17 protein-coding genes and 1 other RNA gene are annotated in these 21112 nt (G+C 68.7%); 7 read left to right on the top strand and 11 right to left on the bottom strand.

Going from position 1 to position 21112, the window contains the following annotated elements; all coding sequences use genetic code 11:
- Nucleotides 1–5: 5 nt before the first annotated feature.
- Nucleotides 6–1766, top strand: a complete 1761-nt coding sequence (locus AC07YS_RS03375) for a monovalent cation:proton antiporter-2 (CPA2) family protein (protein WP_492696939.1) — start codon at nt 6–8, stop codon at nt 1764–1766.
- 18 nt (nt 1767–1784) lie between these two features.
- Here AC07YS_RS03375 and AC07YS_RS03370 read toward each other — a convergent pair whose 3' ends face one another.
- From AC07YS_RS03370 to dnaX, 7 genes are all read right to left on the bottom strand, one after another.
- Nucleotides 1785–2618: an ABC transporter permease gene (locus AC07YS_RS03370; protein ID WP_062473112.1), complete on the bottom strand. Its 834-nt coding sequence runs from the start codon at nt 2616–2618 to the stop codon at nt 1785–1787.
- Complete coding sequence (locus tag AC07YS_RS03365; RefSeq protein ID WP_307586782.1) at nt 2615–3430, bottom strand: ABC transporter ATP-binding protein; 816 nt, start codon at nt 3428–3430, stop codon at nt 2615–2617. The genes AC07YS_RS03370 and AC07YS_RS03365 overlap by 4 nt, the downstream gene beginning before the upstream one ends.
- A 52-nt stretch (nt 3431–3482) precedes the next feature.
- Nucleotides 3483–4520 carry an ABC transporter substrate-binding protein gene (locus tag AC07YS_RS03360; RefSeq protein ID WP_062473116.1) on the bottom strand — a complete coding sequence of 346 codons (1038 nt, stop codon included), beginning with the start codon at nt 4518–4520 and terminating at the stop codon, nt 3483–3485.
- Between the two features lie 138 nt (nt 4521–4658).
- The gene (locus AC07YS_RS03355) at nt 4659–5051 is read right to left on the bottom strand and encodes an MAPEG family protein (protein ID WP_070060948.1); all 393 of its coding nucleotides are present in this window, start codon (nt 5049–5051) and stop codon (nt 4659–4661) included.
- Nucleotides 5052–5102: 51 nt separating this feature from the next.
- Complete coding sequence (gene recR / locus AC07YS_RS03350; protein ID WP_062473120.1) at nt 5103–5693, bottom strand: recombination mediator RecR; 591 nt, start codon at nt 5691–5693, stop codon at nt 5103–5105.
- 7 nt (nt 5694–5700) lie between these two features.
- Complete coding sequence (locus tag AC07YS_RS03345; protein ID WP_007836669.1) at nt 5701–6033, bottom strand: YbaB/EbfC family nucleoid-associated protein; 333 nt, start codon at nt 6031–6033, stop codon at nt 5701–5703.
- A gap of 73 nt (nt 6034–6106) precedes the next feature.
- Complete coding sequence (dnaX, locus tag AC07YS_RS03340) at nt 6107–7954, bottom strand: DNA polymerase III subunit gamma/tau (protein ID WP_495267479.1); 1848 nt, start codon at nt 7952–7954, stop codon at nt 6107–6109.
- A 114-nt stretch (nt 7955–8068) separates the two neighbouring features.
- Here dnaX and ffs point away from each other — a divergent pair.
- Nucleotides 8069–8165: signal recognition particle sRNA small type (gene ffs, locus AC07YS_RS03335), an RNA gene on the top strand.
- Between the two features lie 110 nt (nt 8166–8275).
- The gene (locus AC07YS_RS03330; RefSeq protein ID WP_495267478.1) at nt 8276–8698 is read left to right on the top strand and encodes a GNAT family N-acetyltransferase; all 423 of its coding nucleotides are present in this window, start codon (nt 8276–8278) and stop codon (nt 8696–8698) included.
- A 13-nt stretch (nt 8699–8711) separates the two neighbouring features.
- Here AC07YS_RS03330 and AC07YS_RS03325 read toward each other — a convergent pair whose 3' ends face one another.
- Genes AC07YS_RS03325 through AC07YS_RS03315 form a run of 3 tightly spaced genes read right to left on the bottom strand, consistent with a single transcriptional unit; the run spans nt 8712 to nt 15771 of the window.
- Complete coding sequence (locus tag AC07YS_RS03325; RefSeq protein ID WP_495267477.1) at nt 8712–9950, bottom strand: TIGR03862 family flavoprotein; 1239 nt, start codon at nt 9948–9950, stop codon at nt 8712–8714.
- Nucleotides 9947–13219, bottom strand: coding sequence for a UvrD-helicase domain-containing protein (locus tag AC07YS_RS03320; protein WP_159271581.1), 3273 nt, complete (start codon nt 13217–13219; stop codon nt 9947–9949). The genes AC07YS_RS03325 and AC07YS_RS03320 overlap by 4 nt, the downstream gene beginning before the upstream one ends.
- Entirely contained in the window at nt 13216–15771 is a 2556-nt protein-coding gene (locus tag AC07YS_RS03315) for a PD-(D/E)XK nuclease family protein (protein WP_495267476.1), read from the bottom strand. Before AC07YS_RS03315 ends, AC07YS_RS03320 begins: the two co-directional genes overlap by 4 nt.
- A gap of 160 nt (nt 15772–15931) precedes the next feature.
- Here AC07YS_RS03315 and trxA point away from each other — a divergent pair, with 160 nt between their 5' ends.
- Nucleotides 15932–16264 carry a thioredoxin TrxA gene (trxA, locus tag AC07YS_RS03310; protein WP_042578306.1) on the top strand — a complete coding sequence of 111 codons (333 nt, stop codon included), beginning with the start codon at nt 15932–15934 and terminating at the stop codon, nt 16262–16264.
- Between the two features lie 182 nt (nt 16265–16446).
- The gene (gene rho, locus AC07YS_RS03305; protein WP_062473130.1) at nt 16447–17712 is read left to right on the top strand and encodes a transcription termination factor Rho; all 1266 of its coding nucleotides are present in this window, start codon (nt 16447–16449) and stop codon (nt 17710–17712) included.
- A 53-nt stretch (nt 17713–17765) separates the two neighbouring features.
- Here the strand turns inward: rho and AC07YS_RS03300 are convergent, their stop codons facing one another.
- A complete protein-coding gene (locus AC07YS_RS03300; RefSeq protein ID WP_495267475.1) occupies nt 17766–18833 on the bottom strand; it encodes an oxidoreductase in 1068 nt (355 codons plus the stop codon).
- A 200-nt stretch (nt 18834–19033) separates the two neighbouring features.
- Here AC07YS_RS03300 and AC07YS_RS03295 point away from each other — a divergent pair, with 200 nt between their 5' ends.
- Both AC07YS_RS03295 and AC07YS_RS03290 read left to right on the top strand, forming a co-directional pair.
- Nucleotides 19034–19294 carry a type B 50S ribosomal protein L31 gene (locus AC07YS_RS03295; RefSeq protein ID WP_056580149.1) on the top strand — a complete coding sequence of 87 codons (261 nt, stop codon included), beginning with the start codon at nt 19034–19036 and terminating at the stop codon, nt 19292–19294.
- A gap of 90 nt (nt 19295–19384) precedes the next feature.
- On the top strand, nt 19385–21112 hold the full coding sequence (locus tag AC07YS_RS03290) for a hypothetical protein (RefSeq protein WP_495267474.1): 1728 nt from the start codon (nt 19385–19387) through the stop codon (nt 21110–21112).

The raw sequence follows: 21112 nt of genomic DNA, 5'->3' as shown, positions 1-21112 counted from the left end.
AGGCCATGGCAGTCGAAGGAAGCGCGGGCGATCTCATCAAGGTCGTCACGCTGTTGGGGGCCGCTGTCGTGGCCGTGCCGCTGTTCAAGCGGCTCGGGCTGGGCTCCGTGCTCGGCTACCTGGCGGCGGGCCTGGCCATCGGGCCCTTCGGCTTCGGCCTTTTCTCCGACCCGCAGACCATCCTTCACACGGCCGAACTCGGTGTCGTGATGTTCCTCTTCGTGATCGGGCTCGAGATGCGCCCGTCGCACCTGTGGAGCATGCGGCGCGACATCTTCGGCCTGGGCAGCCTGCAGGTGGTGGTGTGCGGCATCCTGCTGACCGGCGTGGGCATGGCCTTCGGCTTCCCGCTCGCCGTCTCGTTCGTGTGCGCGATGGGCTTCGTGCTCACCTCCACGGCCATCGTGATGCAGCTGCTCGGCGAGCGTGGCGACATCGCCGCGCCGCGCGGCCAGAAGATCGTTGCCGTGCTGCTCTTCGAAGACCTGCTGATCGTGCCGCTGCTGGCCATCGTCGCCTTCATCGCACCGGTCGATGCGGCGCAGCAAGCCATTGCGCCTTCGCGCTGGATCGGCATCGGCATTGCCGTGGGTGCGCTCGCGGCGCTGGTGGCGGCGGGCATCTGGCTGCTCAACCCGCTGTTCCGCGTGCTCGCCAACTCCAAGGCGCGCGAGGTGATGACGGCCGCGGCACTGCTCGTGGTGCTGGGCGCGGCGCTGCTGATGCAGGTCGGCGGCCTGTCGATGGCCATGGGCGCCTTCCTGGCCGGTGTGCTGCTGTCCGAATCGACCTTCCGCCACCAGCTCGAAGCCGACATCGAACCCTTCCGCGGGCTGCTGCTGGGCCTGTTCTTCATCGGCGTGGGCATGTCGCTCGACCTCGCGGTGGTGGCGCAGAACTGGCAGCTCATCGTCGCGGGCGTGATCTCGATGATGGTGGTCAAGGCGCTGTGCATCTACGGCGTGGCGCGGCTTGCCAAGAGTTCGCCCGCCGATGCGCTCGACCGCGCCGTGCTGATGGCGCAGGGCGGCGAGTTCGCCTTCGTGCTGTTCTCGTCGGCGCTCGCCGCCAAGGTTATCAGCCCGACGGTCAACGCCAACATGACGGCAGTGGTCGTGCTGTCGATGGCGCTCACGCCGCTCGTGGTGCTGGTGCATCGCCGCTTCGCGCCCACCGCACAGGCCTCGATGGAGGGCGTGGAGAAAGCCGAGGAACTGGCCGGCAACGTGCTCGTGATCGGTTTCGGCCGCTTCGGGCAGATCGCGATCCAGGGCGCGCTGGCGCGCGGCGCATCCATCTCGATCATCGACAACGACACGCAGGTGATCCGCGACGCCGCCGACTTCGGCTTCAAGGTGTACTACGGCGACGGCGCACGCGCCGACGTGCTGCATGCGGCCGGCGCACACAATGCGCGCGCGATCATGGTGTGCATCGACAACCGCGCCGTGGCCACACGCATCGCCGAACACGTGAAGGCCGAGTTCCCGCATGCGCACCTGATGGTGCGCGCCTTCGATCGCGAGCATGCGGTGGAGCTCGTGAAGCTCGACGTCGACTACCAGATCCGCGAGACCTTCGAATCGGCGATGGCCTTCGGCCGCCAGGGCGTGGTCGCGCTGGGCGCCACGCCCGAGGAAGCCGACGAGGTGATCGACGACCTGCGCCGCCGCGACAAGGAACGGCTGGTGCTCGAGATGTCCGGCGGCCTCTTCGCGGGACGCGCGCTGGTGCAGGTCAACACCGAGACGCGCCAGACCCACTGAAGGCACTGAACGCGCGGCTCAGAGCTTCTCTGTCTCGCCGCTGCGCGGCTGCCACTTCATGAGCCGCTTCTCGATCAGGCCCACGAGCCCGTCGAGCGCCAGCGCGAAAGCCGTGAGCACCACGATGCCGGCGAAGACCGTGTTCACGTCGAAGGTGCCCTCGGCCTGCAGGATCAGGTAGCCCACGCCGCGCGCCGAGCCCAGGTACTCCCCCACCACCGCACCGACGAAGGCCAGGCCCACGGAGGTGTGCAGGCTGGAGAACACCCAGCTCGTGGCGCTGGGCAGGTACACCGTGCGCAGCAGCTGCCGCTGGTTGGCGCCCAGCATCTTCGCGTTGGCCAGCACCACCGGACTCACTTCGCGCACGCCCTGGTAGACGTTGAAGAACACGATGAAGAACACCAGCGTGACCGCCAGCGCCACCTTGCTCCAGATGCCCAGCCCGAACCACAGCGCGAAGATCGGCGCGAGGATCACGCGCGGCATCGAGTTGGCGGCCTTGATGTACGGATCGAGGATCAGGCTCGCCGTGGGCGCCAGCGCCAGCCACAGGCCGCAACCCAGTCCGAGCGCCGTGCCGATGCCGAAGGCCAGCACCGTTTCGAGCAACGTCGTGCCCAGGTGGCGGTAGATGTCGGCGTTGCCCTTCAGGCCTTCGGGAAACAGCAGGTTCGGCGGCACCTCGAAGGGCAGGAACCAGCTCCAGATGCGCCCCGCCACCACGATCGGCTGGCCAAGGAAGAACGCGATCTGGTCGTTGCGCGAGGCCACGTGCCACAGCACAAGAATCACAGCGAGCAGCGCGAGCTGCCAGAAGCGCGCATGGCGTGCATCGAGGCGCGGCATCATGCGGCCTTCCTCAGTTGCTGCGCGTAGCCCTTGAGCACCTCGTCGCGCAGCACCTCCCAGATCTGGCGGTGCAGCTCCACGAAGCGCGGCTGCGTGCGCACCTCGGCCACGTCGCGCGGGCGCGGCAGGTCGATCACGAACTCGCCGATCGGCCGCGTCGCGGGGCCGGCCGACAGCACCACCACGCGGTCGCTCATCGCAATCGCCTCGTCGAGGTCGTGCGTAATGAAGAGCACCGCCTTCTTCTTCGCGCTCCAGAGTTCGAGCACTTCGTTTTCCATCAGCTGCCGCGTCTGCACGTCGAGCGCACTGAAGGGCTCGTCCATGAGGATGATGTCGGGGTCGAGCACCAGCGTCTGCGCCAGCGCCACGCGCTTGCGCATGCCGCCCGAGAGCTGGTGCGGGTAGCGGTCGCCGAAGCCCGTGAGGCCCACGCGCGAGAGCCACGCCTCGGCCTGCGCGTGCGCCTCGGCGTCGGGCACGCCGCGGTACTGCAGCCCCACCTTCACGTTGTCGATGGCGCTGCGCCACGGCATCAGCGCCTCGGTCTGGAACATGTAGCCCGCGCGCTTGTTCACGCCCGTGAGCGGCTGGCCGAAGACCTTCACCCCGCCCGACGACGGCTCGAGCAAGCCCGCGCCCACGTTCAGCAGCGTCGACTTGCCGCAGCCCGTGGGCCCGACCACCGAGACGAACTCGCCCGCGCCGATGCGCAGCGTGGTGTCGTCCACCGCCGTGTAGCGCTGGCCCGGGTCGTCCTTCGAAAGGAAGGTGCAGCGGATGGAAAGGAGTTCGAGGGCGTAGTCGGACATGGCGCTCCGGAAGAAAAAACCCGGCCGAAGCCGGGTTGCTGAACGTTCGCAATCAGGCTTTGAACCTGTCTTTCGCACGCTTTGCAAAATCGTTGGTGTAGGTCCTGGCGAGGTCGATCTTGTCGGCCTTGACCGAGGTGTCGAAGCTCGCGATGGCGTTGAGCGCCGTCTTCGGCCCTTCGGCCGGCACGAGGCCGTCGGTGGCGATGGACTCGCGCACCTTGTCGAACGACGCGAGGTACAGCGCGCGGTCGCCCAGCAGGTAGGTCTCGGGCACGGTCTTGATGATGTCGCCCGGCCCCGCCGTCTGCAGCCACTTGAGGCCGCGCACGATCGCGTTGGCCAGCGCCTGGCAGGTGTTGGGATGCTTCTGGATGAAATCGATCGGTGCGTAGAGGCAAGCGGCGGGCATCGGTCCGCCGAACACCTGCTCGGTGCCCTTGAGCGTGCGCGTGTCGCTGATGATCTTCACGTCGCCCTTCTGCTCCAGCATGGTCATCACCGGGTCGGTGTTGCTGATGGCGTCGATCTGGCCCGAGCGCAGCGCGGTGAGCGCACCCGCCGCCACGCCCACGCCGATGAAGCTCACGTCACTGGCCTTGAGGCCGCCGCGCGAGAGCACGAGGTTGGCCACCATGTTGGTCGAGGAGCCCGGCGCCGAGACGCCGATCTTCTTGCCCTTGAGGTCCTGGATGCCGGTGTAGCCCGCCATGTTCTTCGTCGACACGCCCACCGCGATCTGCGGTGCGCGGCCCTGCAGCACGAAGGCCTGGAAGAACTGGTTCTTGGCCTGCAGGTTGATCGTGTGCTCGTAGGCGCCCGAGCAGACATCGGCCGAGCCGCCCACCACCGCTTGCAGTGCGCGCGCGCCACCGGCGAAGTCGGAGATTTCCACTTCGAGCCCTTCGGCCTTGAAGTAGCCCAGCTGCTCGGAGATGGTGAGCGGCAGGTAGTAGAACGCCGCCTTGCCGCCCACCGCGATCGAGACCTTGGTTTTCTCCAGCTTGGCCTGCTGCGCAAAGACCCGCGGCAATGCAATCGCTGCGGCAGCGACTGCGGAGGCGGAAATGAGGGTTCTGCGATGAAGCATGGCGCGGTCCTGCGGGCTCTGTGATTCTGGTGAACTGAATCGAGCTTAGGCGTGCGCCCTGTGGGCCTGCATCGGGGTCATCCCGTGCGGGTTTTCACGTAAGCACGAAGGCCTCCTGGAGAAGCCTTCGCCAAGGCGCTATCGCGCCAGAAAAAGTATCGCGATATTGACCAGGAACGCGAGTGCCCAGACCGCGCTGCGCGCGCTCGGCGCGCCGCGGATGTAGAGCGCGAGATAGATCACGCGCAGCACCACATAGGCCACGGCGAGCATGTCGAGCCGCGCCTGCGCCACGCCGAGCTGGTGCGCAATGACCACCGCGCCGATGAAGAACGGCAGGCCTTCGAAGCTGTTGGCCTGCGCACTGTTGGCGCGTGCGCGCCAGCCGCTTTGCTTGGCAGCCCAGTCGCGCGGATGCATGTTGTCGCGCACGCCGAAGCTGCCCGCCTTCGCGATCCATGCCGCGAGGTACGGCAGGCCGCAGGCGATGAACACGCACCAGTAGGCGACGGTGAGCAAGGAGAAGGTCATGGTGACGACAACAGGAGGAAAGAACGAACGCGGCCTTGAACAGGCCGCGCGTCAGCGGCGATCGACCAGCGCGTGCGCGATGGTGCCGAGGTCGACGTACTCGAGCTCGCTGCCGGCCGGCACGCCGCGCGCCAGACGCGTCACGGTGAGCCCGTGCTGCTTGAGCGCCTCGCCGATCACATGCGCCGTGGCCTCGCCTTCGGCGGTGAAGTTGGTCGCGAGGATGACCTCGCTCACCGTGCCGTCGCGTGCGCGGTCGAACAGCTTTTGCAGGCCGATGTCCTTCGGCCCGATGCCGTCGAGCGGACTGAGCTTGCCCATGAGCACGAAGTAGTAGCCGCGAAAGGCGCCCGTGCGTTCGAGCGCGGCCTGGTCGGCCGGCGTCTCGACCACGCACAGCTTGGTGCCGTCGCGCCGCGAGTCCATGCAGACATGGCAGATCGGCGCTTCGGTGAAGGTGTTGCACAGCTCGCAGTGCCGCACCTGGCCTGCCGCCTGCTGCAACGCGCGCGCGAGCAGCTGCGCGCCCTCGCGGTCGTGCTGCAACAGGTGGAAGGCCATGCGCGAGGCCGACTTGACGCCGACACCGGGCAACCGGCGCAGCGCATCGACCAGCGCATCGAGCGAACTGGCGTCTGCCATGCCTCGCTTAGAACGGGAGCTTCATGCCGGGCGGGAGACCGGGCATGCCGGCCGTCAACTTGCCCATCTTCTGCTCGCTGGTTTCCTCGGCCTTGCGCACGGCGGCGTTGAAGGCGGCAGCCACGAGGTCTTCGAGCATGTCCTTGTCGTCGGCCAGCAGGCTGGGGTCGATGGTGATGCGCTTGACGTCGTGCTTGCAGGTCATGACGACCTTGACGAGACCGGCGCCCGACTCGCCTTCGACCTCGATGTGCGCCAGTTCTTCCTGGGCCTTCTTGAGGTTGTCCTGCATTGCCTGCGCCTGCTTCATGAGGCCGGCCAGTTGTCCTTTGTTGAACATCGTTGGTCCTGTCTGTGATGGGTTGGTGATGGAAAGAATACGGTCGAAAAATGAGGCGACTGCGGCGCCGGCGTCAGAGGGGCTTCAGCGATCCGGGCACGATCTTCGCATCGAAGTCGCGCATCAGCATCTGCACCTCGGGGTCGCTGCGGATGGCTTCCTCGGCCACCCGCTGGCGCTCGTCGGCCGCCTGCTTGTTGCGGCGCGCCGGGCTGTCGACCACGCCGCCGATCTCGATGGCCAGCCTCACATTGTGGCCGAGGCCCTGCAGCGCCGCCGTGAGCTTCTCGCGGCTGGACGGCTGGTTGAGGGTTTCGCGCTCAATGCGCAGCATCCACTGGTCGGTGTCGCGCGCCACCAGCTGCGACTGCAGCGCGAGCTCGCGCGCCAGCGCCGCGACGCTTTCGGCCGCGACGAGCTGCATGACCGTGGCATGCCAGAAGTCGCCCTCTTCGCTCGGCGGGATCGGGGTGTAGGTGCTGCGCTGTTCTTCTTCGCGCGGCACGTCGCGCTGGCCGGGCGGCGGCTGCACGCGGATCGGCACGCCGACGACATGGGCTGCGGGGGCGTCGGACGCCTCCTGCGGGGCAGGCCGGGGCATGGGCTGGCGCTGCGGGGTATCGACCACCGCGAGCCGCTGGCCGGCCGGCGCGGGTTGTGCGGACGGTTGCGAAGGCGCGGCAGCGGGTGCCGGATCGGGCACCGAAGGCCGGAAAACCGGGGCAGCTTCGCGCGCGGGAGCCCGCGGCGCGGCGCCGCCGGCGTCATTCAGAGTTTTTTTTTCCGTGGAGGCCGTCGAGGCGGCCGCGTGGGAGGGCTTGAAGGCCAGCAGCCGCAACAACACCATGGTCAGCGCCGCGTACTCGTCGGGCGCCAGGCCCAGCTCGCCGCGCCCGTGCAGGCACAGGCTGTACAGCAGCTGCGTCTCGTCGGCGGGCATCAACGACGCCAGGCGCGCCGTGTCTGCCGCATCGGGGTCGGTGGCCGCGTCGGCCGATTCGGCGCGCGAGGGCACGGCCTGCAGCACGGCCATGGCCTGCAAAACCGCCGTCATCTCTTCGAGCGTGGACGCGGCGGACATGCCGTCGCGACGCAGCGCCTCGGAGGTGTCGACGACGGTCTTGCCGTCGCCTTGTGCCAGCGCTTCGATCAGGCGGAACACATGGCCGCGATCGACGCTGCCGAGCATCTGGCGCACGCCGGTCTCGAGCAGCTCACCGTTGCCGAAGGCGATGGCCTGGTCGGTGAGCGAGAGCGCATCGCGCATCGAGCCGCGCGCCGCGCGCGCGAGCAGGCGCAGGGCTTGCGGCTCGGCCGGCACCTGTTCGGTCTGCAGCACGCTCGTGAGGTGTTCGAGCACCGTCTCGGGCGCCATCGGCCGCAGGTTGAACTGCAGGCAGCGCGACAGCACCGTGACCGGCACCTTCTGCGGATCGGTCGTGGCCAGCACGAACTTGAGGTACTCGGGCGGCTCCTCGAGCGTCTTGAGCATCGCGTTGAACGCGGTGTTCGTGAGCATGTGCACTTCGTCGATCATGAAGACCTTGAAGCGCCCCTGCACCGGCTTGTAGACCGCCTGTTCGAGCAGCGACTGCACTTCGTCCACGCCGCGGTTGGAGGCCGCGTCGAGCTCGGTGTAGTCGACGAAGCGGCCCGAGTCGATGTCCTGGCAGGCCTGGCACACGCCGCAGGGCGTGGCCGTGATGCCGCCCTGCCCGTCCGGGCCCTGGCAATTGAGCGACTTGGCCAGGATGCGCGACACCGTGGTCTTGCCCACGCCCCGCGTCCCGGTGAACAGATAGGCGTGGTGCAGGCGCTGCGTCGTCAGCGCGTTTTCCAGCGCCTGGACCACATGCCCCTGACCGACCATCTCACCGAAGGTTTTCGGACGGAACTTGCGAGCGAGCACGAGATAAGACATTGCGGGCATTCTAAAAGGCGCGGCGGGGGTCACTTCACGCTTGTTTCCCATCCGCCGTCGAAATGATTCACGCCCCGGCCAAGGGGGCAAATCCGCGCGGTTAGAATGCAGGCTGACGGGCCTCCCTGCATGGTGAAGTGGCCAACCGGGTCAGGTGGGGAACCAAGCAGCCCTAACTGCGTAGTCAGTGCCAGGGGTAAGGCTCGTCAACCTAACATCCAGAAGCCGTGAGTTCCTTTGCAGAGAACTTACGCGCCGTGTCCAGGGGTTACCGACCCGGACACCTCAAATTCCCAGAACTTAGCGCAGCCCTCCATGAACTTGGACATCCGGCCCGCCCGCATCAGTGATCTCGAAGCGTTGGTGCGCCTCGACACCGTGGCCGCGCGCGATGCGCACCGCGCCGTTCAGATCAAAGGCTGGATCGAAGATCGCTTTTGCCATGTGATCGAGACGAATGGCGAGATCGCCGCCTACGGCGTGCTGCACCACCACTTCTTCGACTGCGGCTTCATCGAGATGCTCATGGTCGGCGAGCCATTTCGCCGCAGGCGACTCGGCCTGAGGCTCGTCGATCACTTCCAGTCGATCTGCGAACGCCCCAAGCTCTTCACCTCGACGAATCGCTCCAACACGGCGATGCACGCGCTGCTGAAAGAAGCCGGGTTCAGGGAGAGCGGCCACATCGACAACCTCGATGCGGACGACCCCGAGCAGGTCTTTTTCTGGCCGTGCAAGCGCTGAGCAGCGCCTGCCGCTACAGCCCCAGCCGCTGGATCGCGCCGCGCGCCGCAGCCGCCCCGCTGGCCATCGCCGCAGTGAGCAGGTAGCCGCCGGTCGGCGCTTCCCAGTCGAGCATCTCCCCGGCCGCGAACACGCCGGGCAGCGCCGTCGCCATCAGAGCCGGATCGAGCGCATCGAAGCGCACGCCGCCCGCCGTGCTGATCGCCTCGTTGACCGGCCGCGTCGCGACCAGCTTCAGCGGCACCGCCTTGATGGTGGCCGCCAGCTGCGCCGGGTCCTGCATCGCTTCCTTGCTCAGCGCCTCGTGCAGCACGCCCGCCTTGATGCCCTCGATGCCGAGACGGCTCTTGAGGTGGCTGCTCAGCGAACGCGCGCCGCGCGGATGCTTCACCGCGGCGAGCACCTGTTCGGCGCTGCGGTCGGGCAGCAGGTCGAGCAGCAGCGTCGCACTGCCGTTCGCGGCAATCTCGTCGCGCAGCAGCGCCGACGCCGCGTAGACCAGGCTGCCTTCGATGCCGGTGGCCGTAGCAACGAACTCGCCCTTGCGCCCGAAGTGCCGCCCCTGGCTGTCGGTGAAAGCGATCGCGACCGACTTGAAGGGCTGCCCTGCAAAGCGGCTTGAAAAATGCTCGCTCCAGCCTGCGCCATCGAAGCCGCAATTGGCCGGCAGCAACGGCGCCACCGCCACGCCTTGTGCCTGCAGCCACGGCGCCCATGCGCCGTCGGAGCCCAGGCGCGCCCAGCTCGCGCCGCCCAGGGCCAGCACCACGGCATCGGCCTTGGCGGTGACCTCGCCCGCCGGCGTTGCGAAGCGCAGCGCGTTCGCATCGAAGGCCCCATCACCCACCCAGCGATGACGCATGTGGAATTGCACGCCCGCGGCGCGCAGGCGATGCAGCCAGGCGCGCAGCAAGGGCGCGGCTTTCATGTCGGTCGGGAACACGCGACCCGAGGTGCCGACGAAGGTCTCGATGCCCAGTCCGGCCGCCCACTCGCGGGCCTGTTGCGGACCGAAGGCCGCGAGCAGCGGCTCGAGCTGCGCGCGGCGCTCGCCGAAGCGGGTCACGAACACATCGAAGGGCTCCGAGTGCGTGAGGTTGAGGCCGCCGCGGCCGGCCAGCAAGAACTTGCGGCCCACCGAGGGCATCGCGTCGTACACATGCACCTGCGCGCCGGACGCGCTCAGTACTTCGGCCGCCATCAGGCCGGCAGGTCCGCCGCCGATGACGGCGACGGTAGAAGAAACAGTCATTCGAGATTCACCAGTTCGCCCTGCCCGGTCAGGAACGCGGCGCGCACCGTGGCACCGGGGTAGGCATGTTGCACGGCAGCGCGGTAGCGCTGCATCTGTGCGATCAGGGCCGCGTCCCGTTCGGGGCGCGCGGCCGATTTGTAGTCGAGGATCCACCATGCGCCGGTGGAGCGCTCGCGCACCAGCCGGTCGATGCGCAAGGTATCGCCCTCGTGGACCAGCGTGACTTCGTTGCCATGCCAGTCGATGCTGCGATCGTCCCACACCCAGGCACCGGCGCCCGCGCGGATGCGCTGGGCCAGCGCCGCGGCGCCGCGCGCCTGCTGCGGATCGAGCATGAATTCGCGCGCAGCCGCCCGCACATGGGCCGGTGGCAAGGCTTCGCCGGGCACCGCCCATTCGAGCAGCCGGTGCATGGCCTGGCCGAACGCGGCGGCGCGCGCGTCGACCGTAGCGTCCTGCGCCTTTTTCCTTTCGGGCGGCGTACCAATTGCAGCCACTAGCGGCGCGGGCAGGCGCTTCATCGCGAAGGTGCCCACCCCGCTCTCGCCGGCAGCAGAGGCTTCGACCAGCGGCTCGTCGTCCTCGGTCGGCTCGCACAGCAGCTCCAGCCGCGCCCACCAGCTGCCCTCGTTGGCGCGCGACGGCTTCACCGACGACAGCACCAGCCGCTCGCGGGCCCGCGTGGTCGCCACGTAGAGCCCGTTAAGTTCTTCGCGGTGACGCGCGCACTGCTCCTCTTCGAGCAGCGCGGCGGCGCAGGCCGGCGGGGTCTTCTCGCTGGCCAGGAACACGAAGCGCGTCGGCGCGCTGTCACTGCCCTTCCACTCGACCAGCACGCCCATGGTCTGCGCGCGCGGCGGTGGCGCGTCGCAGTCGAGCATCAGCACCGTGTCGGCCTCCAAGCCCTTGGCGCCGTGCACGGTCAGCAACTGCACCGCCTCGGGCGCGGCCACGGTGGGCGCACGCACGCCGCCCGCGCGCAAGGCCCGCACCAGGGCATAAGGCGTCGCGAAGCGCGCACCATCAATATCGAGCGAGGCGGCGACCAGCCCGCGCAGGTTGGCCAATGCGCTCTGGCGCAAGGCCGCCGGAACCGCGGCGCCGAACTTCGCGAGCACGTCGCCGTCGTGAAAGATCGCGTCCAGCGCGTCGTGCGGCGGCATCGCCATCAGCCAGCGCTGCCAGCGGCGCAGCTGCACGCCCGCCTCGGTCAGCACGGGCGGCAGGCCTTCGCCCTTCTGGATCAGAGAGAACCAGCTGGCCACCGGCGTCTCGCGTTGGCAGCGCGCCAGCTGCACCAGCGTGTCGTCGTCGATGCCGAACAGCGGCGACTTGAGCGCACGCGCCAGCGACAGGTCGTGCGCGGGCGACACCAGCGCGTCGAGCAGCGCGACCACGTCCTGCACTTCGGGGGCGTCGTTCAGGTCGTTCTTCTCGGGCTGCTGCACGGGGATGTGGCGGCGGCGCAGCGCGTCCTGCATGGCCGACAGCCGGCTGCGTCGGCGCGCCAGCACCATGATCTGGCGCGGCGGCGTGCCGTCGGCGATGCGCTGCGCGACCCAGCGCGCGGCCTGTTCGCACTCCTTCTGCAGCAGCTGTTCTTCGGGCAGCACGCGCGGCGTGACGAGGCTGTCGCGCCAGTGCAGCATGCCGTCGTCGGCCGGCGCGGCGGCCACGGCGGTGTCGAGCGCGTCGCGGTCGATGGCGGGCAGCTTCAGCAGTTCGCCGTCGTCGCCACGCTCGGTGGTGTGGGCGCGGTAGCCGTCGAACTCGCCGGCCGCCTGCGCGGCCAGCATCGCGCTGTTGACGAGGCCGACCACGGCGCGCGCGTTGCGGTGCGTGTGGTCGCAGTTGAGCAGTTCGCCGCCGAGCCCTTCGCGCACGAATTTCTTGGCGGCGATGAACACCTGCGGCTCGGCGCGGCGGAAGCGGTAGATGCTCTGCTTGGGGTCGCCCACGATGAACACGCGCGGCGCGCTGCCGCCCGCGCCCGTGTAGGCGCTGAGCCAGCCGTAGAGCGCCTGCCACTGCAGCGGGTTGGTGTCCTGGAACTCGTCGATCAGCAGGTGCGCGACGCGCGCGTCGAGCCGCTCCTGCACCCAGCCCGACAACGCCGACTGGCCCAGGAGCAGCTGCGCGGCCTGCTCGACGTCGTTCATGTCGACCCAACCGTGGGCGCGCTTGACCTCGCCGAAGGCGGTGATCAGCAGGCGCGTGAGCCGCGTCATGCGCTGCTGGTACAGCCAGGCCGCGTGCTGCGCCTGTGCCGCGCACAGCAGCTGCAGTTCGGTCTCGGCCTCTTGCGCCGCGGGGAATTTCTGCAGGTTCTTGGTGAGCCGGTCTTCGCTGGCGACGAAGAAGGTCTTGCGCAGCACGGCGAGCGCGTCGGTCAGCGCCTCGGGCGCGGGCTCGCCGGTGCCGAACACGTCGATGATGGCTTCGGCCGCCTTCTGCGGTGTCTTGTTGGCTTCGCGGCCGAGGACGGCGGCACGGTCGAGCCAGCGGCGGCGCACGGCCTCGCCGCGCAGCGCGTCGGTCGGCACCTCCAGCCCCTGCAGGGCCGGGTACAGCACGTCGAACGGTGTCACCGCATCCTGGGGGTCGGACAGCGAGAACTCGACCCGCTTCGACAGCGCCTCGCCCAGCGCCTTCGCCGTCTGCGAGCGGCCGTGGGTGGCGACGACGGCGTAGTAGTCGGCCAGCGCGCGCGCATCGCCGGTCACGGCCTCGAAGAACGGACGCCACGTGTGGTTGCGCGCCTCGGCATCGTCTTCGAGCAGCTCGTAGTTCGCCGGCAGGCCCAGTTCACGCAGCACGGCGAGCGGCGCGTTGCGCAGCAGGCCCGCGAACCACGCGTGGAAGGTGCGGAACTGCACCGGGCGCCCGCCTTCGAGCAGGCGCCGGTAGAGCCCCTGCAGGCGCGGCACGGCCGCCTGCGCGGCCTCGGGCGTCATGCCGCGCATCACGAGTTCGCGCTGCGACGCGGCCGGATCGAGTTCGGCGAACAGCGCGAGCCACTGGTCGAGCCGCTCGCGCATTTCGCCGGCGGCCTTCTTGGTGAAGGTGATGGCCAGGATCTCGTGCGGCTCGCAGGCGGAATCGCCCTCTTCGAGCAGCGCGCGCACGATGCGCGAGACCAGCATCCAGGTCTTGCCGGCGCCCGCGCAGGCCTCGACCGCGACCGAGCGCCGCGGATCGCAGGCGACGGTGTAGAAGGCCTCGCGCGCGACGTGCCGGCCGTTGTGTTCGTAGGCAGCGCCGTTCATGGCGTGACCTCCCAGAAATCCTTGCGGCACAGGCCGCGTGCGGCGCAGAAATCGCAGACGCTGTCCTCGCCCAGTGGCGGCAGCGGCGCGCCCTGCGCGATGCGCGCGAAGTCGTCGATGATGCCGGCGACCAGCGCATCGCGCGCCTCGACCACGGCGGGCTGCTCGACGGTCTGCGTGCCGGACGATTTCTCGCCCACGTTGACGTAGGCCGCGCGCAGTGTGTCGTCGGCCACCAGCGCGGCGTAGAAGGCGAGCTGCGTGTCCTCGGTCGGATCCTTCACGCGCTCCTTGGTGACGGAGGCGGTTTCGGTCTTGTAGTCGATCACGAAGGGCTGTCCGTCGGCCGTGCGGTCGACGCGGTCGAGCCGGCCGACCAGCCGCAGGGTGCCCAGGGGCTGCTCCTTCCACGGCTCGGCCTCGACGAAGACCGCCCCGTCGGCTTCATGTTTCGCGAGCCAGTCGAGGTAGCCGTCGCGCACTGCCGGCCACGCGGCGGCGAAGGGCAGGAACTCGGCGTCGGAGTAGCCGAGCGTCTGCGTGACATCGCGTGCGGTGCCGGCCAGCAGCGCGGCGCGCGCCTGCGCATCGCTGATCGGCGCGTCGCGCAAGGTCTCGTGGAACTGGCCGAGCACCGCGTGCAGCCAGTTGCCGAAGTCGCGCTTATCGACCTCGGCATCGAGCTCGTCGGCGGTGCGCAGGCCCAGCTGGCGCAGCGCGAAGAAGCGATAGGGACAGCGCCGCAGGTCTTCGTAGACGCTGGTCGACACATTGGTGAGCGGCAGCAGCGCGCCCGAGGGCGTGGGCCGCAGGGTCGGCGTGACGGCGACGTCGCGCGGCGTGCGCGGATCGACGCCCGGCTGCAGTGCATGGGCGAGCTGCAGGGCCTGCACCAGCGGGCTCGGCCGCACGGGCTCGCCGCTGGCGTCGGAATGGCGCCAGACCAGGTCGCAGTTCGGGTTGCGCGTGGCCATGGCCCAGGCCGCGCGCTGCGCGGCCTCCAGTACCTCGCGCGAGGCCAGTCCCAGGTCGAGGCGCTGCGCCGCACTCCAGTTGCCCGGCGGCTCGGGCGACGCGGGCATGCGGCGGTCATCGCAGCCGGGAATGACGACGGCGCCGAAGACGCGACCCAGCAGCTGGTACATCGGCAGCACGGACACCTTGGGCGCCTCGTCGCCGGCGGGCGGCACGAAGCTGGCGTCTTCGAGCACGTCACGCGCCCAGGCCGTGAACTCGGCCAGGCTGTGGCGTCCGCCGGGGAACTCGTCTTCCTCGCCGTGCGCGTCGGCATCGAGCCAGAGGGCGGCGATCACCTTGGCGCCCGCGAAGTCGGCGGCAAGCGCGTCCCACTGCTCGCCGACCGTCAACAGCTCGCGCAGCGCGCGATGCCACTCCGCCAGGGAGCGCGCGCGCGCCATCGGGGCGCGGCAGGTTTCGATGGTGGCGGTGAACGTGCGCAGGCCTTCGTCCTGCGGCTTGTCGCTGCGCGCGATCAACGCGCACCAGGCCTGCCAGTCGCGCACGCCCTCGCGCCGCAGGCGCATTTCGAGCGACTGCACGGCGAACACATCGACCTCGGCGCCGCTCTTGAGCCATTCGAGCACCTGGTCGGTGGCCGCGTCGTGCGCGCAAGCGCGCAAGGCACTCATCAGCGTGGCGGCGGCGCGCGTGGTGGACAGCTTCCAGCCGGTTTCGTCGTGCGTGACGATGCCCTGCGTGCTCAGCTGGGCGCTGATGCGGCGGGTGAGCGCGCGATCGGTGGCGACGAGCGCGACGGGCGCGCGGCCCTCGGCCAAGTGCTGCAGCACGCAGGCGGCGGCCAGCTGGGCCTCGTCCTCGGGGTCGAGCGCCACGTGCGCGTGGGCCGCAGACGGCGGGGCATCGGCGGGCACGAGCGGAATGCGGATCGCGCGATCGCCCCACAGCGCGCACAGGGCCTGCGTGAGCGGATCGGTCTGGAAGCCTTCGAGCACGATCAGCGCGTCGACCTGCGTGCGCGCCGCGTCGCGCAGCAGCACGTCGGTCGCGTAGCCCGAGTTAGCGGCCCAGGCCACGGCGACGCGGATCAGCGCGCTCTCGATGCGGAACCACTCCGACTCGCTGCCGGCATCGGCCACCTTGGCTGCGCCCTGTGCCCAGTCGCTGCCGCGCACGTCAGGCGCCACGGCGGATGCCAGCGGCGCCAGCTGATAGGCCAGCTCGACCACGCGCCCCGCGAGCGCGAAGCGTTCGGCCTGGAAGCCCGACTGTGCGAGCAGGCCCTGCGCCGTGACCAGGTCGCGCGCCATGTCGAAGGCAATGTCGTAGCCGGACGGCAGGAAACCTCCCGCGCTGCGCGCCCAGTTGTGCGTGGTCTCGAAGCGCGGCACGAAGCCCGGGCTGCCGCAGCGCGCCCACATGCCGCGCGCGACCGCCATCAGCTGCGCATACGGCACCAGCACCACGGTGCGCGCCGCATGCAGCTGGCGCTCGCCGAGCGCGCGCACGATCCGCGCGACGACGCCGTCGGCGGGATCGCACCACAGGGCCTGGACGGGGTGGCCTTCGTTCATGTTCTATCGAGGGGGTTGAGGGGGTCGGCGGCAGGGCCGCAAAGGGCTTTGGCTATCGCCGCCATAGCCGGGCCGCATGGCACGTCGCCCCTTGGTTTCTGTCACAATGACCCGCACTTTAGCTGCACCGAAACTCTCTCTGCGCACAAGGACACATCACATGGCCAGCGAACTGATCAAACACATCTCCGATTCTTCCTTCGAGGCCGACGTGCTCAAGTCCAGCCAGCCGGTTCTGGTCGACTACTGGGCCGAATGGTGCGGTCCCTGCAAGATGATCGCCCCGATCCTGGACGAAGTCTCGGCCACCTACGAAGGCAAGCTGCAGATCGCCAAGCTCAACGTCGACGAGAACCGCGACATCCCCGCCAAGTTCGGCATTCGCGGCATCCCCACGCTGATGCTGTTCAAGGACGGCCAGCTGGCCGCCACCAAGGTCGGCGCCATGAGCAAGGCGCAACTCACGGCCTTCATCGACCAGCAACTCGCCTGATGCATTTCTTCCGGCCAGCGCGCAATGCGTTGGCCGGGGCGATTTTCCTGTCATAATCGCCCTCAGTTCACCGGGCCTTTCATCAGGCAACCGGTTCGAGTTCCCCGGTTCGTGAGGCAGTTCTTGCCCCACATCAAACCTCCCCCCGTTCCCGATTCGATTACCCCTCCAGGGGTCGTTCCATGCACTTAAACGAACTCAAGGCACTCCACGTGTCTGAAGTCTTCAAGCAGGCTGAGGCGCTTGAGATCGAAAACATCGGCCGCATGCGCAAGCAAGAGCTGATGTTCGCGATCATCAAGAAGCGCGCCAAGGCCGGCGAACAGGTCTTCGCCGACGGTGTGCTCGAAATCCTGCCCGACGGCTTCGGCTTCCTGCGCAGCCCCGACACCAGCTTCACGGCCAGCACCGACGACATCTACATCTCGCCCAGCCAGGTGCGGCGCTTCAACCTGCACACCGGCGACATGATCGAAGGTGAAGTGCGCACGCCCAAGGACGGCGAGCGCTACTTCGCACTGACCAAGCTGGACAAGGTCAACGACGGCGCACCCGAAGCCAACAAGCACAAGGTGATGTTCGAGAACCTGACGCCGCTGTTCCCCAAGGAACAGATGAAGCTGGAACGCGAAGGCGTCAAGGGCGAAGAGAACCTCACCGGCCGCATCATCGACATCATCGCCCCCATCGGCAAAGGCCAGCGCGCCCTGCTCGTGGCGCCGCCCAAGAGCGGCAAGACGGTGATGATGCAGCACATCGCCCACGCGATCAGCGCCAACTACCCCGACGTGCACATGATGGTGCTGCTCGTGGACGAGCGCCCTGAAGAAGTGACCGAAATGCAGCGCACGGTGAAGGGCGAAGTCATTGCTTCGACCTTCGACGAGCCCGCAGCGCGCCACGTGCACGTCGCCGAAATGGTGATCGAGCGCGCCAAGCGCCTGGTCGAACTCAAGAAGGACGTGGTGATCCTGCTGGACTCGATCACCCGCTTGGCCCGCGCCTATAACAACGTCGTACCCTCGTCGGGCAAGGTGCTGACCGGCGGTGTGGACTCCAACGCGCTGCAGCGTCCCAAGCGCTTCCTGGGCGCCGCGCGCAACGTGGAAGAAGGCGGCTCGCTGACCATCATCGGCACCGCGCTGATCGACACCGGCAGCCGCATGGACGAAGTGATCTTCGAAGAGTTCAAGGGCACCGGCAACTCCGAAATCCACCTGGACCGCCGCCTGTACGAAAAGCGCGTGTTCCCCTCGATCCAGCTCAACCGCAGCGGCACGCGCCGCGAAGAACTGCTGCTGGCCCCCGAGATCCTGCAGAAGACCCGCATCCTGCGTCAGCTCATGTACAACATGGACGAGATCGAGTCGATGGAGCTGATGCTCAAGAACATGAAGGCGACCAAGACCAATGTCGAGTTCTTCGACATGATGCGTCGCGGCGGCTGAGCTTCAGGCTCTTCCGCAAAAGCGGGTTGACCCCCGGGTTAAACGCGCTTTTTTCATGGGCGCTCGATGCGGATGGCGCGGCCTTCGGCTGCGCTCTGGCGGCCGATGTCGAGCAGCTCCATCAGCGCGACGGCCTGCGCGGGTGGCACGGGATTGGGCCCCTTGCCGAGGATCGCATCGCGGACCGCCGCGTAGTAGGCGACGTAGTTGCCGGCCTGCGTCGGCACCGCGCGAAAGTGCGGCGCGCCGTCGCTGCCGACCAGCGTGAGTTCGCCATCGAGCGGATCGGCGCCCCACCCTTCGGCTGGCGGTCGCTGGCCGGCGCGCAGCGCGTCTTCCTGCGGATCGACGCCATGCTTGACGTAGCTGCCGCGCGTGCCGTGCACGATGTAGCGCGGCGCGGCATGGGCCGCGAGCGTGGTGGCGTGCAGCACCACGCGCAGCGGTGCATGGGGACCGCTTTCGTAGCGCAGCACGGCGTGGAAGTAGTCCTCGACCCGAGCGCCATCGCGCAAGGCGGCCGTGTCGAGCTGCAGCGTGTCGGGCCGGCCGAAAAGCTGCACGGCCTGGTCGAGCAGGTGCGCGCCCAGGTCCACCCACAGGCCCGCGCCGGGTACGGGCTGCTCCCGCCAGCGCTCGCGGACCTCGGGACGGAACCGGTCGAAATGCGATTCCAGATACACCGGGCGCCCCAGATCGCCAGACCCCAGGACCTGCTGGAGCGTCAGGAAATCGGCGTCGAAACGCCGGTTCTGATAGGCCGAGAGCACGCGATTGTTGCGCGCAGACAACAATTCGAGATCCCGCGCTTCGGCCACATCGAGCGTGAACGGCTTGTCGACGACCACGTGCTTGCCCGCCTCCAGCGCCGCCTTGGCGACCGGATGATGCTGGGCATTGGGCGTCGCCACCACCACGAGGTCAATGTCCGCCCGGGCCACCAGCGCCGCCACGTCGGGCACCACGGCCACGCCGGGCCAGTCGGCGTGCACCTTGTGCGGCTGCGAGCTCGCCACGGCCGCCAGTTCGAGTCCCGGAACGGCCGAGAGCACCGGCGCGTGGAAGGTCTGGCCGGCGAAACCGTAGCCGACAAGGCCGGCGCGAAGGGGTGTAGAAGTCATGGGAGGGCCCGGTTTGCTCGCAATTGGGGCAGTATGCGATAATCATGGGCTCCGCGAAAAGTGCGGCTGGGCACGTCGCCCGGCTTCCTTGGCCCTCACACTTCACGTCAAAGGCCTCAGGGCGGCGCGCCAGATTGCTGGCACGCTGGTGGCTCTCGCATCGACCGCGCATTGATTCCAACAGCGCAAAAGGAAACACCATGGCAAAAGAAGGCATCCACCCGAATTACCGCGAAGTTCTGTTCGTCGACATGTCGAACGGCTTCAAGTTCGTGACCCGTTCGTGCGCAAACACCAAGGAAATGGGCAAGACCGACGACGGCCGCGAGCTGCCCCTGTTCAAGCTCGACACCACGAGCGAATCGCACCCCTTCTACACCGGCACGCAAAAGTCGGTGGACAACATGGGTGGTCGCGTCGAGAAGTTCCGCAACCGCTTCGGCAAGACCGCTGCCAAGTAATCAGGCACGCGCTCTGGCGTCGAGGGCAGCCCGGTTTACCGCGCTGCCCTTTTTCTTTCCAATCACCCCTTCGCCTCTTCCGCCTCGCCCTTGAACCAGCCGACCCCCGCGATCGTTGCCCAGAATGCCGTACGCCGGCTGCCGCGCGTCGCGTTGCTGCTGCTGTGCGCGGCCTACCTGCTGCCGGGCCTGCTCGGCCGGGGCCCCTGGAAGAGCGCCGACATCACGGCCTTCGGCTACATGGCCGAGCTGGCCCGCAGCACCGAAGGCATCGCCCGCTGGTTCGATCCGCTGCTGCTGGGCATGCGACCCGAGCCCCCCGCGCTGATCCCCTACTGGATCGGCGCCTGGGCGATCCAGCTCGCCCCGTCGTGGGTCAACCCCGACCTGGCCGTGCGCTTCGTGTTCGCGCTGATGCTGTGGGGCACCTTCACCGCGACCTGGTACGCCGTCTACTACCTGGCCCGCACCCCGCGCGCCCAGCCCGTGGCCTTTGCCTTCGGCGGCGAGGCACGCCCCACCGACTACGCCCGCGCCATTGCCGACGGCGGCCTGCTGGCGCTGATCGCTTCGCTGGGCCTGGCGCAGCTGGGGCATGAAACCACGCCCGCGCTGGCGCAGCTGTACTTCGCCTCGCATCTGTTCTACGGCGTGGCCGCACTGCCCTACCGCCGCGTCGGCCCGGTGATCGCGCTCGTGGTCGGCACCCTCGGCATGACGCTGAGCGGCGGTCCGACGGTCGGCCTCGCGCTGGCGATCGGCAGCGCCGTGTACATGGCCTACGAGCGCCATCAGCGCGCCGCCCGTGCAGCAGAAGGCTACAGCGACGACGAGAGCCCCGGTTTCACGCTGGGCGCGCTGCTGACGATGGTCGGCATCACCGTGCTGGCCGCCGCGCTGGTCTTCGGCCTGGGCCTGGCGCAATGGAAGATCACGCTGGGCCACTCGCTGCTGTCCGACGTGCGCAGCCAGGCCAAGCTGCTGCTGTGGTTCACCTGGCCGGTCTGGCCGCTCGCCATCTGGACGCTCTGGCGCTGGCGCCGCCAGTGGCTCGAGCGCCACGTCGCGCTGCCGCTGTGGTTCGCGCTGGTGCCGCTGGCCGCCACCTGGACCACCGACTTCTCCGACCGCTCCCTGCTGCTGGCCCTGCCCGCCTTCGCCACGCTGGCGGCCTTCGCGCTGCCGACCTTCCGGCGCAGCGCGGCAGCGCTGATCGACTGGTTCAACGTGCTGTTCTTCAGCGGCCTGGCCGTGCTCGGCTGGATGTACTGGATCGCCATGCTGACCGGCGCGCCGCGCAAGCCGGCCGCCAGCGTGGCGCGGCTGGTGCCGGGCTTCGTGGCCGAGTTCTCGCCGGTCGCCTTCGTGCTCGCCCTGGCCGCCACGCTGGCCTGGTGCTGGCTGGTGCGCTGGCGCACCGGGCGCCATCGCGCCGCGCTCTGGAAGACGCTGGTGCTGCCGGCCGGCGGCACCGCGCTGTGCTGGATGCTGCTGATGACGCTGTGGCTACCGTCCATCGACTACGCGCGCAGCTACGTCCCGCAGGTGCGCGCCGTGACCGAGCGCATCGGCCACCCGCGCTGCGTCGCCGAGCTGGCGCTGAGCCGGCCGCACGTCGCGGCGCTGCGCCACCACGGCAACCTCAACCTGCAGCCGCTGCTGCTGGGCAACGACTGCCCGTGGCTGCTCGTGAGCCCCGACACCATCGAGCGGCTGCACACCATCATCCCGCTGGAACAGTGGCGCTTCAGCGGCACTCTGCGCCGTCCCAGCAGCCCCGCGGACGACCTGCTGCTCTACGAAAAGATCGTGCGCTGA

The organism is Variovorax sp. GW458-11-26-14-LB1 (assembly GCF_059423965.1).
This window is presented reverse-complemented; position numbering and strand designations above follow the sequence as displayed.

Coding starts and splice junctions, on each gene's coding strand:
- AC07YS_RS03375 (WP_492696939.1), top strand. CDS start 6: ATGGCAGTCGAAGGAAGCGCGGGCGATCTCATCAAGGTCGTCACGCTG.
- AC07YS_RS03370 (WP_062473112.1), bottom strand. CDS start 2,618: ATGATGCCGCGCCTCGATGCACGCCATGCGCGCTTCTGGCAGCTCGCG.
- AC07YS_RS03365 (WP_307586782.1), bottom strand. CDS start 3,430: ATGTCCGACTACGCCCTCGAACTCCTTTCCATCCGCTGCACCTTCCTT.
- AC07YS_RS03360 (WP_062473116.1), bottom strand. CDS start 4,520: ATGCTTCATCGCAGAACCCTCATTTCCGCCTCCGCAGTCGCTGCCGCA.
- AC07YS_RS03355 (WP_070060948.1), bottom strand. CDS start 5,051: ATGACCTTCTCCTTGCTCACCGTCGCCTACTGGTGCGTGTTCATCGCC.
- recR (WP_062473120.1), bottom strand. CDS start 5,693: ATGGCAGACGCCAGTTCGCTCGATGCGCTGGTCGATGCGCTGCGCCGG.
- AC07YS_RS03345 (WP_007836669.1), bottom strand. CDS start 6,033: ATGTTCAACAAAGGACAACTGGCCGGCCTCATGAAGCAGGCGCAGGCA.
- dnaX (WP_495267479.1), bottom strand. CDS start 7,954: ATGTCTTATCTCGTGCTCGCTCGCAAGTTCCGTCCGAAAACCTTCGGT.
- AC07YS_RS03325 (WP_495267477.1), bottom strand. CDS start 9,950: ATGACTGTTTCTTCTACCGTCGCCGTCATCGGCGGCGGACCTGCCGGC.
- AC07YS_RS03320 (WP_159271581.1), bottom strand. CDS start 13,219: ATGAACGGCGCTGCCTACGAACACAACGGCCGGCACGTCGCGCGCGAG.
- AC07YS_RS03315 (WP_495267476.1), bottom strand. CDS start 15,771: ATGAACGAAGGCCACCCCGTCCAGGCCCTGTGGTGCGATCCCGCCGAC.
- trxA (WP_042578306.1), top strand. CDS start 15,932: ATGGCCAGCGAACTGATCAAACACATCTCCGATTCTTCCTTCGAGGCC.
- rho (WP_062473130.1), top strand. CDS start 16,447: ATGCACTTAAACGAACTCAAGGCACTCCACGTGTCTGAAGTCTTCAAG.
- AC07YS_RS03300 (WP_495267475.1), bottom strand. CDS start 18,833: ATGACTTCTACACCCCTTCGCGCCGGCCTTGTCGGCTACGGTTTCGCC.
- AC07YS_RS03295 (WP_056580149.1), top strand. CDS start 19,034: ATGGCAAAAGAAGGCATCCACCCGAATTACCGCGAAGTTCTGTTCGTC.